The organism is Oerskovia flava (assembly GCF_026163685.1).
Lineage (GTDB): Bacteria > Actinomycetota > Actinomycetes > Actinomycetales > Cellulomonadaceae > Oerskovia_A > Oerskovia_A flava.
The window spans coordinates 130,430-146,558 of the sequence record NZ_JAOXSR010000010.1; the positions used below are offsets into that span (position 1 = coordinate 130,430).

A 16,129-nucleotide genomic window follows, 5' to 3' on the forward strand; every position below is an offset into this window, starting at 1 on the left:
GCTGGGCGCGCCGGTGCCGGCGCCGGGGGGATCATCCCCGCTCGCGCGGGGAGCACCGCGCGAGATGGGCATCACGTCCGGCGAGGTCGGGATCATCCCCGCTCGCGCGGGGAGCACGCCTCCCCCAGATCGAGGGCTAGGTGTACTGACCGGAGACGTTGGTCGAGAGAGTGTGACGCGTTGATCTGAGTGGTAGCGCGCGAGGGCCTCCCGCGGTGGAGTGGAACTGCCTAGGTATCCGCTCCGCACACAGGAGGCCCTCGTGTCCCACGCTAATGCCGCGCTGACTCCCCGCGCCCGGCTGACGGTCGCCCGGTTGGTGGTCGACCAGCACGTCCCGATCGCGGAGGTCGCGGCGCGGTTCCAGTGCTCGTGGCCCACGGTCAAGCGGTGGGCCGACCGGTATGCCCACGGCGAGCCGATGAGCGACCGGCCCTCGCGCCCGCACCGAATGCCTGCCAAGACCGACCAGGCCATCACGCGCCGGATCGTGTCGTTGCGGCTGCGCAAGCGTCTGGGACCCGTCCAGCTGGCTGCACTGACCGGGGTGGCGCCCTCGACCGCGCACCGGGTCCTGGTCCGCTGCCGGCTCAACCGGTTGTCCCACGTGGACCGGGCAACGGGCGCGCCGGTGCGTCGCTACGAGCACGCCTACCCCGGTGCGATGCTGCACGTGGACGTCAAGAAGCTCGGCAACATCCCCGATGGTGGCGGGTGGCGGTTCGTCGGCCGCGCCCAGGGTGATCGCCACCGAGCCGCCACGCCCGGCAAACCCAAGAACAGGCACCACAACCCGAAGATGGGGCACGCGTTCGTGCACACCGTCATCGACGATCACTCACGGGTGGCCTACGCCGAGGTCCACGACGACGAGAGAGCCGTCACCGCGACCGGTGTCCTGCGCCGTGCAGTGGCGTGGTTCGCCGCGCGCGGGATCGTCACCGAGCGGGTGCTATCCGACAACGGCTCGCCCTACGTCTCGCGCCTGTGGCACGAGACCTGCGTCGAGCTCGAGATCAAACACTCCAGGACTCGGCCCCGCCGCCCCCAGACCAACGGCAAGATCGAACGCTTCCACCGCACCCTGGCCGACGGCTGGGGCTACGCCCGCTGCTACACCTCGGAAGCCGAACGCCGCAACGCTCTGCCAGCATGGATCCACGAGTACAACCACCACCGACCCCACACCGCCAGCGGGAACAAGCCACCGGTCACCCGATTGACCAACCTGTCCGGTCAGTACAGCTAGGGGCGGGGTTGGATCATCCCCGCTCGCGCGGGGAGCACAGTCCCGGCGACTACGGAAGCGGGGCGGCGAGGGGATCATCCCCGCTCGCGCGGGGAGCACCGATGCAGGCGAACGCCGTGGACCGCCTTGGGCGGATCATCCCCGCTCGCGCGGGGAGCACAAGGCGGGTTGGGACTGGATCTCGACGAACGTGGGATCATCCCCGCTCGCGCGGGGAGCACGCCTACGCCGCTACGTGGGATGAGTGGGGCATGGGATCATCCCCGCTCGCGCGGGGAGCACGGGAGCGTCGAAGCGGAGCCAAACGGTCAGCGCGGATCATCCCCGCTCGCGCGGGGAGCACGTAGTTCCGCGGCAGGAGGAGGTGCACCAGCCGGGATCATCCCCGCTCGCGCGGGGAGCACACCACCGCTCCCCGCCCGCGTAGGCGGCGCCGGGGATCATCCCCGCTCGCGCGGGGAGCACCGTCCGTTCTAGTCATGGTGCCTCCCATAGGGCGGATCATCCCCGCTCGCGCGGGGAGCACCGCCGGCCCGTCGACGCCGAGCCGACGGTGAAGTTGGATCATCCCCGCTCGCGCGGGGAGCACCCCACCCTCGGGTTCGGCACGAACATCACGGACGGATCATCCCCGCTCGCGCGGGGAGCACGTAGACCTTCCCGTCGGTGGCGTCGCACATGGCGGATCATCCCCGCTCGCGCGGGGAGCACGATCTGAAGCTGCCGTTCGCGAACTCGGTCAAGGGATCATCCCCGCTCGCGCGGGGAGCACCATCGCTGCTCCTTGAGTCCGGGCCGCCACTCGGGATCATCCCCGCTCGCGCGGGGAGCACGTCGAGTACGAGTCGGTCGGCTACCCGCAAGACGGATCATCCCCGCTCGCGCGGGGAGCACCTGGCCAGCCTGCTCGAACGACCATTCGGAGGCGGATCATCCCCGCTCGCGCGGGGAGCACTTCCCCGTCCGCGTCACGGGTGAAGCGGTACGGCGGATCATCCCCGCTCGCGCGGGGAGCACGAAGTGAGCGGGTTCGGCGAGGACGGCGCCCTGGGATCATCCCCGCTCGCGCGGGGAGCACACTAGGCGCTCCACGGTCTTGTCCGGGAGCTTCGGATCATCCCCGCTCGCGCGGGGAGCACCCCTGAGGAGGGTTCCCGATGGCCATCAACAACGGATCATCCCCGCTCGCGCGGGGAGCACATCGTCGGGGGCACCGACGACGATCCCCGTGTGGGATCATCCCCGCTCGCGCGGGGAGCACTAGTCGGGCTCGGTGATGGTCGCCTCGTAGACCGGATCATCCCCGCTCGCGCGGGGAGCACCGGGACTCGACGTCGAAGTCCTCGCCGCGGATCGGATCATCCCCGCTCGCGCGGGGAGCACGCAACGCATTGCACGATCCCAGCGGATTCATTCGGATCATCCCCGCTCGCGCGGGGAGCACGTGCCGATCATCGTTGGTCCGGTCACCCTGCCGGGATCATCCCCGCTCGCGCGGGGAGCACTCCATGCGCTGGTAGGCCAGGACGCCGGCACCCGGATCATCCCCGCTCGCGCGGGGAGCACTGGCACGTGTTATCCCATCCCTTCCTCGTACGGGGATCATCCCCGCTCGCGCGGGGAGCACCCGATCGCCGTCCGGAGCTTGCCGCCCCAGTTCGGATCATCCCCGCTCGCGCGGGGAGCACGGTCTCGTCGAGCTCGGCGGCACCGTGTACCTGGGATCATCCCCGCTCGCGCGGGGAGCACCGGCCGACAACGCGCACTTCAACGCAGGCGGCGGGATCATCCCCGCTCGCGCGGGGAGCACGCACAGGGACCACGTGGAGTGGTGGTACTTCGAGGGATCATCCCCGCTCGCGCGGGGAGCACCGGCAGGTCGTCAACACCGCCGCACTGTCCGCCGGATCATCCCCGCTCGCGCGGGGAGCACGCGCTGTCGAGGACGAACCGCGAGCCCGAGTTGGGATCATCCCCGCTCGCGCGGGGAGCACGATCGACGGCCGGGGCGCGCTCACTGGTCGGCCGGATCATCCCCGCTCGCGCGGGGAGCACTGAAAAGGTATGAGCAGTTACCCAAATGGGGAGGGATCATCCCCGCTCGCGCGGGGAGCACCTCCAGCGGCTCGACGACCACGCGCCGCACCGCGGATCATCCCCGCTCGCGCGGGGAGCACGTGCCGACGTCGGGCGACGCGGTACAGGTGCTCGGATCATCCCCGCTCGCGCGGGGAGCACCACTCCCGGACGGTCTCGGCCGCGGTGCGGGTCGGATCATCCCCGCTCGCGCGGGGAGCACCGGCACGGTGCGTACCGCGCCGGTCATCAGTGCGGATCATCCCCGCTCGCGCGGGGAGCACCGCTTGCAGACGTAGGCCGGGCGTGGCTACCCGGGATCATCCCCGCTCGCGCGGGGAGCACCATCGCGAAAGAGCTCGTGACCGGGATCTTCCGGGATCATCCCCGCTCGCGAGGGGAGCACACGCCCACCTCCATGCTCGCCACGATGGCCGACGGATCATCCCCGCTCGCGCGGGGAGCACAAGGCCCTCGGGATCAAGTCCCCCTCGAAGGTGGGATCATCCCCGCTCGCGCGGGGAGCACGAGGTGTTGATCTGGAGTTGCGCCCAGAGGTAGGGATCATCCCCGCTCGCGCGGGGAGCACGAGCGTGATCGTGGGGGTCATGGTTGATCGCCCGGATCATCCCCGCTCGCGCGGGGAGCACGACGTCGAGGCGGTGGCGCACACCTTGCGGAACGGATCATCCCCGCTCGCGCGGGGAGCACACTTCGACGTATCCCGGGTCACGCTCGTAGGGCGGATCATCCCCGCTCGCGCGGGGAGCACACGGCACCCGACCCGGACGCCGTCGACCGGTCGGGATCATCCCCGCTCGCGCGGGGAGCACGTGACCTCGCCGGTCGTCTCGTCGATGCGGACCGCATCATCCCCGCTCGCGCGGGGAGCACGCGCGGAGCTTGGCCTGCGCCCCAGCCTTGGTCGGATCATCCCCGCTCGCGCGGGGAGCACGGCGGCGGTCTCGGCTACGCGTTCGCCGGCGGGGGATCATCCCCGCTCGCGCGGGGAGCACGATCTGGTCGGGAACCGCGTGCCAGATCTGAGCGGATCATCCCCGCTCGCGCGGGGAGCACTAACGAAGGGATTCATCATGACCGCTCGGAGACGGATCATCCCCGCTCGCGCGGGGAGCACGGTGCCCCGGTCGCCGTCGCGTCCGGCGGGAACGGATCATCCCCGCTCGCGCGGGGAGCACAGCGGGGAGCGTGAGGGCGTACAGGTCAGCGTGGGATCATCCCCGCTCGCGCGGGGAGCACAGCGAGTGCGCGGTGCCGGGCACCCCGGCTCGCGGATCATCCCCGCTCGCGCGGGGAGCACGCACATCATTCGTGGTGTGGAATGGGAGCGTGTGGATCATCCCCGCTCGCGCGGGGAGCACTGGCACGTGTTATCCCATCCCTTCCTCGTACAGGGATCATCCCCGCTCGCGCGGGGAGCACGAGTGGCCCGCCGTGTAGTTGTCGTCCACGGCCGGATCATCCCCGCTCGCGCGGGGAGCACAGTCCCCGCGACCACGGAAGCGGGACGGCGGGGGGATCATCCCCGCTCGCGCGGGGAGCACCACTGGAGGACGTCTGAGCCCATGAACGCCCAGGGATCATCCCCGCTCGCGCGGGGAGCACCCGGTCAGGCTGGGCTTGATGCCCTCGACGGTCGGATCATCCCCGCTCGCGCGGGGAGCACTCGTCCTCGTCCACGACCTTGGCAGGGGTCAGGGGATCATCCCCGCTCGCGCGGGGAGCACGGGCTGTACGTGAACGGCAGGACGGCGCCGGCGGGATCATCCCCGCTCGCGCGGGGAGCACTCCTCCTGGGGGGCGATGGAGGCGAGCAAGGACGGATCATCCCCGCTCGCGCGGGGAGCACAAGCTCAAGGCCATCGCCGCGCGCCCGGTGAACGGATCATCCCCGCTCGCGCGGGGAGCACTTGAGCGGTTCGACGATGTACTCGACGATCGTCGGATCATCCCCGCTCGCGCGGGGAGCACGCCTCCCACATTCGACGCGTGCGCTCCGCCAGGGGATCATCCCCGCTCGCGCGGGGAGCACGATGCGGTCGGATTTGTGCAGCGCGTTTACGGGGGATCATCCCCGCTCGCGCGGGGAGCACGTCGTCGTCAGCGTCCTCGCCGACACGAAGAAGGGATCATGCCCGCTCGCGCGGGGAGCACTCCGTGGCCGTCACCGTCGCGCAGCTCGCGTCGGGATCATCCCCGCTCGCGCGGGGAGCACCGTGACGGCGTCGTGGACCGCATGAGCGTCGGCGGATCATCCCCGCTCGCGCGGGGAGCACACCCCGGACGGCGGCACCCTCGAGGGCGACGTGGGATCATCCCCGCTCGCGCGGGGAGCACGGTCATCCGACCGTCACCTCCACCGATGCGAGGGGATCATCCCCGCTCGCGCGGGGAGCACTGGACCATCCGACCGAGCGCCGTGGTCGCCTTCGGATCATCCCCGCTCGCGCGGGGAGCACATGATGTCGCCTGCGGTGATCTGGGCGGCGGTCGGATCATCCCCGCTCGCGCGGGGAGCACAAGGGGACGGGCGATGGGGTGTACGAGGACGGCGGATCATCCCCGCTCGCGCGGGGAGCACGTCACCTACGTCCAGGCGGTCGACGTCGACACGGGATCATCCCCGCTCGCGCGGGGAGCACAGGGGGTCGACCACGGGGCCCTGAACCTCGAACGGATCATCCCCGCTCGCGCGGGGAGCACGTGTCGGGCGTTGGGTCGAAAGGCGGCTCGTCGGGATCATCCCCGCTCGCGCGGGGAGCACGTGCACCGTGGCGCCGGCGAACCGGGCCCCGAGGGGATCATCCCCGCTCGCGCGGGGAGCACGCCCGTAGACGTCGATCCCGCCGCCGGTGGTTGCGGATCATCCCCGCTCGCGCGGGGAGCACTCGGCGGGGCGGGTGCGGTTGCGGCTGTGGTGGGGATCATCCCCGCTCGCGCGGGGAGCACGAAGCCCACCCCGAGTACACCGAGGTGCAGGTCGGATCATCCCCGCTCGCGCGGGGAGCACACGACCGTCACGACCTGCGAGCGCTGGGACACCGGATCATCCCCGCTCGCGCGGGGAGCACGTGATCTCGGCGATCAGGTCGGAAACGGCGATGGGATCATCCCCGCTCGCGCGGGGAGCACGAGACGAAGGACTTCCCCGAGCTGTGGCAGGAGGGATCATCCCCGCTCGCGCGGGGAGCACCAGAACACGTTCAGTGCGGTGCCTGGTGCTGCGGGATCATCCCCGCTCGCGCGGGGAGCACAAGCTCAAGGCCATCGCCGCGCGTCCGGTGAACGGATCATCCCCGCTCGCGCGGGGAGCACACTAACTGACCTGCGAACATATCAGGATGATCAGGCTCCTGCGATCACTTCGACGGGTCGGCGCCCGGATCAGGCTCGCCACGCGAGTTGCGGCGCCTTTGCTCGATCGACGTCCCATACCGTCGCCGCCTCGATGCGTTGCTCCATCCTCTGCGGACACCAGAACTCGGGGGACGGTTGTCAGTCGTCGGGGTGGTGAGGTGATCGCTCTCGGAGGAAATGCCGCCTGACCGCGACCTTTCACGGTTCGAACGGCGGGCGCTGTCGTCCAACTCGGCGGCGAACTTGCGCGACTCGGCGGTCTGTCGACGCATGAGCGTCACTCCGTCGTGGTCTGCAGTCTCCCACGCGTGGTTGTGGACGCGGAAGTCCAGCCTTTGCTCCGTCGTGGTGGACCACACCATGAGGGCGCGTCCGCGGCTCACGTCCTCGACGATGCGCAGCCACAAGAGCTCGCGAACACGGGCCGATACGTGCCCGACGTAGACGCCGGCGGAGATCTCCAGCAGCCATCGGGTGAGCTCGCCGCGGAGCTTCTCCGGTGTCACGGACAGCACGACGACGATCACCAGTCCGTTTCCTCGCCCGAGCCGTAGCTGACCCCGCCCGACACCGCTCCGAACCTGCCGTCCCAGAGCATCGAGACGTCCGCCCATTGGTCGAGCTCATTCGGATCCCTGATCAGCAGACTGGTGATGTCTCGCACGCACCGCTCCAGCAGCTTCGCCTTGTGCAAGCGGTCGCGCATGTCGCGACGCACGTGCCCTCCGACATCCGCGAGATCCTGTGCCGCGGCGTCGAACGCGGCGGGGATCGCAAACTCCGCCTTGTAGAGATCAGCAATGTCGTAGACGAACGACCTCTCGTGCCCGGTGTGCACGAACCCGAGCCCTGGTGAGCAGCCGAGTGCTACGACGACAGCGTGCACAACTCCGTACAGGCACGTCGTCGCAGCCGAGAGCGCTTGGTTCACCGCGTCCGACGACCCGAAATCGTCGGGCCGATACTCCCGCCGCTCCCAGGGCACGCCCGTGCGTTGGGAGTGCTCTCGGTAGGACTTTCGGACTCTCGCGCCCTCCCGGCCGCGGAGCTGCTGCATCGTCAGGCCCGAGACCTCTTCGTCGGGGAATCGCATCTCGTACATCGCACGTGCGACAGCAAGTCGCGAATCGCGACGCGTCACGAGCTCAGCCTGCGCCTCGAGCAGACGAGAGGACTTGGCCAACGAGCGCCCGTGTGCGTAGTAGCGAACGCCGCGCTCCCCCACCCACACGACGGTCGCCCCACTTTCGGCGAGCAGGACCATCGCCTGGTGCGTGACGTTCGTCCCGGGCCCGAGGAGAAGCGCGCCGAGCGTCGCGGCCGGGACGTGCACCGTGCCGCGCTCATCGGTAGCCGTGATCGCGCTCGCGTCGCGCGAGATCACGCACCGTTCGAGGTACAAGAACGTCAGGCGGTCCTGGGCGCGCACCAGCTCCGGAAGGGTCGGCGGGCGCGCGCCCGGGATCTGTTGGTTCATCGAACTGGTGCCAACGTGAGCAGCCCGCACCCGTAGCCCTTGGCGGGACCGAGACCGGTCACGAGCGCGTCACGCAGCCTGGCGGGGTCGCTCACCTCGAGCAGACCGTCGAACGACGCCGTCACGAGTGTCACGGTGCGCCCACCCCGCTGGAAGCGCCGGGTCTGACGGTCGTGCACGACGACGCCCCCACCCTCCCCGGGAAGAGTGAACCCCCAGTCGTCGGTGCGCCCGGCGAACCAGTTCAGCTGCTGCTCCACGGTGACGTGACCGTAGCGTCGGGTCTTGGGTCGACCCTTCGCATTGAGCTCCACGGCCTCAGGCGCCGCTTCGCTCATGCGGCCTCGGCGCGCGGTGCTTCGTGTGGGATTGGCCGTCAACCTGAACGCCCACCGCTGCCCCTCGACGAGCCCGTCGAGTACGGGGGCGTAGGGGCGCGTGTCCCAGCCCCGCTGCGTCGACGGCCATCCAGCGTCCTCCACAATTGCGGTGAAGTCCGGCTCGTACCGACTCACCACGTAGAGCCATACATGGTGCGCGTCGCGGTCGACACGCCAGAGGACCCTGCCGCGTTCGTCGTCGGGGTGCGGGAACGCCGAGAGGACGGCTGCGTGCATGGACTGAGGTGAGCCGAGCAGCTGCCGAGATGCCCGTCGCGCCGAGTTGATCTGAACACGCGAGAGGAACATTCACCGGCCCCCCAGTGCAGCCATCGGGTCATGACCCCGAGGACCGGGCCCAGCTTGCGCGGTCTCTACCAGGTCGTTCGCGACCAGCACCGCATGGCGCTCCACGGTGCGCCACGAGTACGACCGGCGTCGCGGATCGAACGAGACAGGAGCGTCGTGATGGGTCGTCACCGTCTTGTCGGAGCCCGCCTCGGCCGGGACGACACCAACGTCGACGATGAGGTCGAGCGTCACCTGCGGGTCGCTCCGCCGTTTCCACCACGCCGAGGCTTGCCACGGGTACTCGTGAAGGACCGACCACGCCGACTCTTCGTGGACGCCCAGGGTGAGCTGGCCCTCCGGCGTGAACGCACGGCGCCCGAGGTAGAGCGGAAAAACCGGGCGCCGTACCGCCTCGTCGAGAGCCTGCACGATCTCCTCCGCACCCTCGACTGCAGCGAGGAAGACAGCATCCGACCGGAAGTACCGTTGGGTGAGCGGAAAGCTCTTCGACTTGTCGAGTGTCATGGCGGTCTGGAAGTCCCGCTCGACCCTGCCCGGTTGGTCGATGCGCACGGCGAGCTGGAGACCCAGCAGGTCCTCGATCGGATCTGTCCTACGCCGTCCGAGCGCAGCCGCCAGCAGGCCGACGACTCCGCTCTTGGTGGGCGCCTCATTGGTGTCCCGGCGCGCGAACCGGGAGTCCTCGCCCCAGGACTGTTGTGGTCCGGCGAGCCTCAGCAAGAGCGTCGTCATGTGGCGTCCGTCGTGTCGGCGACCTGAAGTCGCGTGCTCACCGTCGCCGTCGCCGCCTCGACGAGCGCAGCGAACGAGAGAGCCGAGCCCAAGGGTGCCAGCCTGTCGGCGATCGGCCCGACGCCGACCGTCCAGGTCTGCACAGCGCTGCTCAAGAAGGCAGCCTCAACATCTCTCGCTTGGGCGACGAGCTTGTCGACCGACGCCGCGACCCTGCCGCCCGCCAGAGAGTCGGGTACCGGCTCCTCGAACGCTCCCACCAAGGACACCGGCTGGTCCTCCCGCAGCGAAACAACGACGGCGTCCGGCACAGTGCGGTTCGCGAACGTGTTCTGCTTTCCCGTCGGCATGCTCGTGACGAAGGATCGCAAGAAGGCGGCGACAGCGCGTTCGGTCGCTGCGGCGTCTCCGAGGTTCTGGTGAAGTCGGTCCACGTCGACCGTCGCGTAGCGGTAGAGCGTGGAGGAGTTGAACTCCACCGTGCCGATCATGCCCGCGCCTGCGTCCTCTTCCGCGTCGGCCGCCTTGTGGTCGTCGACAGCGGTGTAGTAGTCGAACTCGTTGTCCACCTTGTGCGTCGAGATCGCATGCGCCACCTGACAGGCCGCGTCGACGTTCAGGTCCGAGACGTCCGCGACCATCCGGCCGAAGAGCGCTAGGTCGATCGAGTTCTTGCCCTTCACCAGGGGTTGCGCCAAGGCCCTTGTCGGAGCGACCCCCGTGGTCAGCGAGTCCGCCCCCAACTGGGCAAGCGCCTCGATCTGCTGGGCAGACAGGAAGAGCAGGTATCCGGACTCGGCGGGCGCGCCTGCCTTGCCCCGCGGCTCAGCGGTCTTGATGCCGGCTTCTTTGAGCACCTGGGCCGCGGCAGCAAGCGCATTTTCGGTCGTGTGGCCAGTGGAGATCTCGGCGATCCGTGCACCGACGAGCTCGACGACGCGCTTGGTACGTGTTCCGAGCTCTGTTGCATCGAGGTGTCCCTGGAAGGCGGTCCGTGTCGCACGCTTCCAGGCCTGGGATGACACCCGGGCTCGACGCACTCCGCCGTAGGTCGCCGTCTTCGGGCTGCCGGTGTCGTCGCGGTTGAGATTGCTCGGAGGGACTGTCTGCAGGACATGGATGTCCAGAATCGTGCGGCTCACGCGTGCTCCTCAGTCTCGTCGGTGCTCTCGGTGCTGGCGGTCGGGGATACCGTTGAATCGTCGACGGTGCCGGGCTTGTCGAGCCTGTGGTACTGGCGCCCCCATCGGCGTCGAACGGCGTCGGCCTGCCCGGGGCGTTGGAACTGCAGCAGATCGTCCGCGAGCGCCCCGTAGTCGAGGCCGATGCTCTCGCCGCGCATCTGTGTCACCAGACCACGCATGTGGTGGGTGAGGTCGTCGACGCTGCTCGCGGTCACCACGATGTTGAACCGCCGGCGTACGGGGCCCGTACCGTCGTCGGCGTCCTGTCGGGCACGTCCTAGCTGCCACACGGCACGGCCGAAGCCGACCCCTCGCACATGCATCGGAGCATCCCTGGCCTGCTGGTGAAGCGCGAACAGGGTCATGGCTGCATGTACCGCTCTCTCGGCTGTGGTCGGGTCGTCGCTCCGCGCGTCAGGTGACACGTCTCGCAGTGTCACGTCCCAGATCGACGGGTCGCGGCCGGGCGGGCGCCCGACGTTGTTGCGCAGCCGTGCCAGAGTGGCGACCGCTGTCGAGCTCTCACGAGTCCTGAGCAGCCGTCGGACCCGCGTATCGACGAGCCTGCCGAGTTCGTGCTGCCCGCCGGTGCTCGACCCGACGGGTGCAGGAACGTCCTCATCGCTCGCGACTGTCTGCTCGCTCATGCCATGACCTCCTCGTCGTCGACTCTCTTCGTCTGTTCCACGGCTTGCGGCGGGTAGCTGTGGGGCAGGATCTCTCGCAACTTCTTCCGGAACCTGTACTCGGCCAAGCCGGCGTCCATGTACTGGTCGCCGACCATCCGCCCGACGACCGCACCAGGGCCGGCATCTGCAATGACCTCACCCGCCAGGCGTGACAAGACGGTCTGCACCTGCACCTGCCATCGGGTGCGCGCGTCGACCTCGTCGGCCGTGACCGCAAGGGTGCGGAGCCACTCCCGGAACGGGCCGTCGAGAGCGTCGAACCCGCGTTCCCTCGCGCGCTCCTGCGGTCCCTCGGCAGCGTCGGGTGATGCGCCTGCGGCGCGTGCGACGTTCTGCGCGAGGTAGCCGAGGTGGAGCACGGCCTTGTCCGCCTGGTCGACGGCATCGACGGCGCTCTGCGCAAGCCCGGCAGCGGACTCGCTCAGGAGTGACAGAGATAGAGACAACTTGTCGTCGATGACGGCACCGATCGCTGTCTGGTTGCTCTCGTACGTCGCACCGATGGCGCGTACACCGACGAGCCGGTCGTCGAGCATGCCGGAAAGCTGCAAAGTCCGCAGCCACGTGACGACCGCCGGCACCAACCGCTCCGACTGCCCGTCCTTGGTCCTTCGTTCGGTCGCGTGCGGCAGGAGCGACTCGAGGCCACGCCACAGCGCACGCCCGGGGACGAGTTCGAGCGGCATGTAGACGGGCTTCTTAAACTTCGCCGTCTGAGGCTTGGAGTGTCGCCAGGAGGTGAGCGGTTCGAGTCGTTGCCTGAACTGCGGCGTGGCTCGGTCTCCTTGAGCGTTGACGACGCCCGTCACGTAGGCCTCGTCGCCGACGAGTCGGACTCGGCGAGACTGCCAGGTGTAGAGATCAACAGGCCCGGTCGGCTCACGGTAGAGGTGATTGGCGGCGTCGGACTCCAACCAGTCTTCCGGGCGGGCGTCCAGCGGGGGCCGCTCCCAGACAGGCTTGTCGGGCTGCCGCGTCTCCAGCCCTGACCTGCCGGCGACCACAAGGTTCAGCATCAGCGTCTCCTGGAGGGTGTCACCGACGAGGTGGATGCCTCCGATCTGGCCCGCCCACCCGGTCCCGATCGGATACCCCTTCCCTCCCTTGACGCGTGGGTCCCCGACTGCGCCGGAATGGATGCCCGACACGTCGTACGCGTGGACATGGACGAGCCAGCGCGCGGCCTCCGCCCAGGTGATCCGGCTCAGTCCCTCCCCCAACCGTGTCGTCAGGTAGGCGGAGTTCCCGGGGCCGTCAGCGATGATCTCCGCAGGAGACTTCAGCTCGCCGTTCGTGCTCTCGAGCCCCGCCACCTGGAAGAACGGTTCCGTGGCATGAACGAGCCAGAACCGGTCCCGGAAGCGTTCCAGGTACTGCTCCACGCGCTCGACGGTCGAAGACCAGTTGCTGCGGATCTCACCCCATTCCTTCTCGCTACGTGGCCCTGTCTCGCGACTCGTTCCGACGGCGCGGTGCAGGATCGCGAGGAGCAGGCGAAGGTTCGCGAACGTCTGCGTCGGCAGCTCGCCGGTCAGCTCACGTAGCTCCCCGGCACGACGAAACGCGTCGACGAGCGAAAGGTCCGTCTGCTGCCCTTGGTGGTCGAGCGCGGGTAACCAGGCGCTGTCGATCAGGTTGAACCACGGGGCGAGATCTTCACTCATGCAGGCTCACGCTCATTCCTGTGCGGCGGTCGTAGCGGATATCGAGTCCGGCCACGCAGGCACGGCCGGTGCGGTCGAGGGACAGGACGAGCTGCCCCTTCAAAGCCGGGTGCTCCTGCCAGGCGTCCCGCACGTCTACTTCCAGTGCTTCGATGAGATCGGCGACGGGGTCAGGCATTCCGTGCCGACGCGGGAGGAAGCCAGGCAACCGCACGCTGCATCCCGCGAGCGTGCGCAACTGCGCCGCCCGGGGCACACGATCTCGGGGGAGCTCCCGATCCTCGGGTACGTCGCGGTCGAGCCAGTCGGGCAGTCTCCACTGGTCTGCGCCGTCGGTCTGGACCACCAGGACCTCGATGCCGTCCTCTCCGTCACGCACCTGCGCCCGTCCTGAAGACTCGTCCGCCTCTCCGACGCTCTGGTCGAGCCATCCCACCAAGTTGGCCTCTGACCCGGCCGCCGGGGCCGGGAGCCGATAAGTCGCCGCGCGTGACTCGGCATGGCGTTCTCTTGCATCGGAGCTCGAGCGGGCACGGAGCATGTCGTCCTGCCACGTGTCAGGCCCGAGTGCATCCTCGCCATATGCCTCTTGGACCAACGGCGAGATGTGACGTGGTAGCTCGATACCTCCCGAGCCAGCGATGATGTTGCGGACCTGCGCGGCTGCTCGAAGCAGCAGGTGCCTCCCGTAGACGGCTTCGCTCCCCCGGGGGAAGGCCGGTGGGCCGCCTGCGCGGTCCGTCATGCCGACGATCACGATCCGGGCCACTCGTAGCTCCTCGGGTCGGTGGTCCGCAGGACGGGCGTGGCGGTGGAGCCGGCCGACGCGCTGGAGCAACAGATCGGTCGGTGCGAGATCAGTGACAAGGAGGTCGAAGTCCACATCGAGGCTTTGCTCCACGACCTGGGTCGCCACGACTATCCGGCGTACGACGGGTCGCGCTCCCCTCGTGCCATCGGCTGGCGGCGGTCCGAGCTCCCTCACCAACTGCGCCTCACGCACCTTGCGGTCCAACGCGAGGAACCGAGAGTGCAAGAGCTCGACCTCGTCGCCAAAGTGCGCTTCGAGCGCCTCGTACGTCTCTTGCGCGCGAACAACGGTGTTCCGCACCACGAGAACGCACCCCGCTGACACCGTCGCCTCGGTGACACGCCGGACCAACGTGTCGAGGTCGTCATCTGCCAGGTCGATCTTCACGTCAAGCACTCGGTCGGCGGCGTCGACGGCTGTGCTCTGCATCACGCCGGACTGCATCGAGGTCACCACCGTGGACGGGGAGTCGCTCGCGGAACCACGGATCGCGGACACCTCGCGATCGTCACCCGGTTCGTCATCCCAGTCCGACTCCCACAGCGAGGCCGATTGGGCGGACCCTGCCCCCACCACCGTGCGGTTGCCGCGGTTGTAAGCGGCGTGGAGCCGTTCGCGAAGATGCGTGGGAAGCGTCGCCGACATGGCAACCACCGGAACCCCGTAGGCGCCGAGCCACTCCAGCGCGCGCTCGAGGTAGCTGTTCATGTACGCATCAAAAGCGTGGACCTCGTCCAACACCACCACCTTCCTCGCGACCGCGAGGTGACGTAGCGCCACGTGCCGTGACTGCAGCGCTGCGAAGAGCACCTGATCGATGGTGCCGACGACGAAATCGGCGAGGACCCCCTTCCGGTGGCCTGAGAGCCAACCGTCGACGTACGCGGCACCGAAGCGACCTGAACCGCTCACTCCGTCTCCAATGTCCCGACCGATGTCGCGGGTGCCCGGCAGGCGTCGCGGAATCGCCGCGAAGTCTGGGTTGAGCCATGACTTGCCGTGCGCGAGGAAGACGGCGTGCGCGCCGTCGTCGTCCACGACTCCGGCAGGGTGCGCGAGGGCTTTAGCAACGCCGGAGGCGGGAATGCCCACCTGCCATTGCAAGACGCGGCGGAACATCGCGTCGGTCGTCGCCTGGGTCGGGAGCGCGACGAGCAGTCCACCAGCGCCACTTCGCGCGGCGAGGATCTCGGCGGCGAGCAGCGCAGCCTCGGTCTTCCCTTCGCCCATCGGAGCCTCCACGATGAGCATCCCAGGAACATCCATCCGTCGGGCCGCGTCGACGACCGCCCTCTGCACAGGACGGGCGGTGGCCGACTCCGGGAACCGGAACCGGGCGCGAAGCAGTTCGTCCGCGCCCTCCAGCAGGTCGGTCGCCGACCACGGCGAGGGCAGGCGGACCTTCGCCCAAGCCGCCGCGAGGCGTACCTCGTCGTCGTCCGGCGGGGCGAGGGGGTGCCCGTCCTCGACGGGACTCAGCGGGAAGAGCTCGGTGTTGGAGGCGAGCCAGTCGGCGACGACCACGATGCTCGTCACGAGGACCTGCACGGTGTCCGGTACCTCGCGCCACGCGTGTCCGGCGAGGAATCGCGTCGCTCCCGTACGGCGCGCCATGTGATCGAGGATCTCGTCCTGGACGTCGCGCCATGCCCGGTCACCGAGGAGTAGGGCGTTGATGCTCGAGTCGAGCGTTGCCTCACGCACCTCGGAGGCGCTCGGCGGGATCCCGTGATGCCCGCCAACCACGACGGCCAAGCGATCCGCCTCGGGACCCACCCACTCATGCTCTTCTCGCAACCAGCGACGCAGGATCACGTGCCCGGCAAGGCTGTGCGGACGACGTCGCCGCTCGACCACCGGGATGTCCTTCGGCATCGAGAGCCCTGCCTTGACCATCTCGTCACGCAGGGTCGGGACCTGCACGGCGAACGCCGGGCTGAGCTTCCCGCAGTCGTGGACTCCCGCGAGAAACGTGACGAGCGACCGCGCAGCATCTTCGCTGCCCGTCGCGTCAACGACCTGACGCGTGACCATCGGAGGGAGCCAGCAGTCCCACAACCTGCTCGCTATCGCTGCTGAGTCCTGCAGATGCCTCCACAACGGGTTCCAGTGCTCGATCTCGGCGCGCATCGGCCAGCTCTTGCCCCACGCCGCCCGTGCCCCCGCGCTCAGCATCA

General features: G+C 69.1%; 9 protein-coding genes and 2 CRISPR repeat arrays (1 of these 11 only partly in view). Of the genes, 1 reads left to right on the forward strand and 8 read right to left on the reverse strand.

Annotation, left to right across the window (positions count from 1 at the left end):
• A CRISPR array of direct repeats spans positions 1-118; the repeat unit is 28 nt; unit sequence GGATCATCCCCGCTCGCGCGGGGAGCAC; it begins 1,987 nt to the left of the window's first position.
• A gap of 144 nt (positions 119-262) precedes the next feature.
• Positions 263-1,249 (forward strand): IS481 family transposase, encoded by a 987-nt coding sequence (locus tag OHL10_RS15685; RefSeq protein ID WP_265523165.1) that lies wholly within the window; start codon positions 263-265, stop codon positions 1,247-1,249.
• Between the two features lie 10 nt (positions 1,250-1,259).
• A CRISPR array of direct repeats spans positions 1,260-6,661; the repeat unit is 28 nt; unit sequence GGATCATCCCCGCTCGCGCGGGGAGCAC.
• Positions 6,662-6,705: 44 nt separating this feature from the next.
• Here the strand turns inward: OHL10_RS15685 and cas2e are convergent.
• The 8 genes from cas2e to cas3 are packed head-to-tail and all read right to left on the reverse strand — an operon-like array spanning position 6,706 to position 16,127.
• Complete coding sequence (gene cas2e, locus OHL10_RS15690) at positions 6,706-7,230, reverse strand: type I-E CRISPR-associated endoribonuclease Cas2e (protein ID WP_265523166.1); 525 nt, start codon at positions 7,228-7,230, stop codon at positions 6,706-6,708.
• Complete coding sequence (gene cas1e, locus OHL10_RS15695; protein ID WP_265523167.1) at positions 7,227-8,180, reverse strand: type I-E CRISPR-associated endonuclease Cas1e; 954 nt, start codon at positions 8,178-8,180, stop codon at positions 7,227-7,229. Before cas1e ends, cas2e begins: the two co-directional genes overlap by 4 nt.
• Positions 8,177-8,869, reverse strand: coding sequence for a type I-E CRISPR-associated protein Cas6/Cse3/CasE (cas6e, locus tag OHL10_RS15700; RefSeq protein WP_265523168.1), 693 nt, complete (start codon positions 8,867-8,869; stop codon positions 8,177-8,179). The genes cas1e and cas6e overlap by 4 nt, the downstream gene beginning before the upstream one ends.
• Positions 8,870-9,604 carry a type I-E CRISPR-associated protein Cas5/CasD gene (cas5e, locus tag OHL10_RS15705; RefSeq protein ID WP_265523169.1) on the reverse strand — a complete coding sequence of 245 codons (735 nt, stop codon included), beginning with the start codon at positions 9,602-9,604 and terminating at the stop codon, positions 8,870-8,872.
• The gene (gene cas7e / locus OHL10_RS15710; RefSeq protein WP_265523170.1) at positions 9,601-10,746 is read right to left on the reverse strand and encodes a type I-E CRISPR-associated protein Cas7/Cse4/CasC; all 1,146 of its coding nucleotides are present in this window, start codon (positions 10,744-10,746) and stop codon (positions 9,601-9,603) included. Before cas7e ends, cas5e begins: the two co-directional genes overlap by 4 nt.
• A complete protein-coding gene (gene casB / locus OHL10_RS15715; protein WP_265523171.1) occupies positions 10,743-11,435 on the reverse strand; it encodes a type I-E CRISPR-associated protein Cse2/CasB in 693 nt (230 codons plus the stop codon). Before casB ends, cas7e begins: the two co-directional genes overlap by 4 nt.
• Positions 11,432-13,141 carry a type I-E CRISPR-associated protein Cse1/CasA gene (casA, locus tag OHL10_RS15720; protein ID WP_265523172.1) on the reverse strand — a complete coding sequence of 570 codons (1,710 nt, stop codon included), beginning with the start codon at positions 13,139-13,141 and terminating at the stop codon, positions 11,432-11,434. The genes casB and casA overlap by 4 nt, the downstream gene beginning before the upstream one ends.
• Positions 13,134-16,127 (reverse strand): CRISPR-associated helicase Cas3', encoded by a 2,994-nt coding sequence (gene cas3, locus OHL10_RS15725; RefSeq protein ID WP_265523222.1) that lies wholly within the window; start codon positions 16,125-16,127, stop codon positions 13,134-13,136. The genes casA and cas3 overlap by 8 nt, the downstream gene beginning before the upstream one ends.
• Between the last annotated feature and the right edge of the window lie 2 nt (positions 16,128-16,129).

Excerpts from the sequence above, each read along its gene's own strand:
- cas1e (WP_265523167.1), bottom strand. The coding sequence starts at position 8,180 with ATGAACCAACAGATCCCGGGCGCGCGCCCGCCGACCCTTCCGGAGCTG.
- cas6e (WP_265523168.1), bottom strand. The coding sequence starts at position 8,869 with ATGTTCCTCTCGCGTGTTCAGATCAACTCGGCGCGACGGGCATCTCGG.
- cas5e (WP_265523169.1), bottom strand. The coding sequence starts at position 9,604 with ATGACGACGCTCTTGCTGAGGCTCGCCGGACCACAACAGTCCTGGGGC.
- casB (WP_265523171.1), bottom strand. The coding sequence starts at position 11,435 with ATGAGCGAGCAGACAGTCGCGAGCGATGAGGACGTTCCTGCACCCGTC.
- casA (WP_265523172.1), bottom strand. The coding sequence starts at position 13,141 with ATGAGTGAAGATCTCGCCCCGTGGTTCAACCTGATCGACAGCGCCTGG.
- cas3 (WP_265523222.1), bottom strand. The coding sequence starts at position 16,127 with ATGCTGAGCGCGGGGGCACGGGCGGCGTGGGGCAAGAGCTGGCCGATG.